The following is a 548-nucleotide window of genomic DNA, read 5'->3' as shown; positions in this document are numbered from 1 at the left end:
ATCGCGCGGATGCCGCCAGCCCCAGCGGCGAGCTCGTCACCGCGAACGAGGGTGCGGATCAATGCTTCGGGCATCGTAATCCGACCTCGCACGGAGTTGCTGCGCGTCTGACCATAGGTCAACGAAGCGATAAGCGCTTTCGCGTCATCAATGGGGTCCTCTTCGAACGGGCGTCCGTATTTCTGGAAGTCGTTCGGCGACGCGATGTAGCCAACAGACTCGGTACTGTTGCTAACCTCCATTCGGTCGAACAGGCCAACACTGACCAGCCGCTTGTAAAGGTCCGACCCAAGCATCCTCTCGACCTCGGCTTCGTACATCGCGCCGCTGCGTGACAGCTTGTCCTGCACCTCGGTGAGCAGGGTGCGCTCGTCCGCCTTTAGATGTTCCAGCACGCGGTGGGCCTTTTCCGCGTACTTGCCGTCGCGGAAGGTGTGCGAGTTGAACAAGATGCCGTTGCTGCGTTCGCCTTCCTCGTCAATGAGCGCCGTCTTCTTCGACAGATCCACAAGCGTGGTCGCGTCGGCCTTCACTAGCTTATGCGTGTC

General features: G+C 60.2%; 1 pseudogene. It reads right to left on the bottom strand.

The features are described from left to right. Positions 1–533: pseudogene (locus tag A3736_RS05150) on the bottom strand (hypothetical protein); the annotation flags it as partial. Between the last annotated feature and the right edge of the window lie 15 nt (positions 534–548).

It is taken from the genome of Erythrobacter sp. HI0063 (genome assembly GCF_001635685.1).
Lineage (GTDB): Bacteria > Pseudomonadota > Alphaproteobacteria > Sphingomonadales > Sphingomonadaceae > Qipengyuania.
This window is presented reverse-complemented; position numbering and strand designations above follow the sequence as displayed.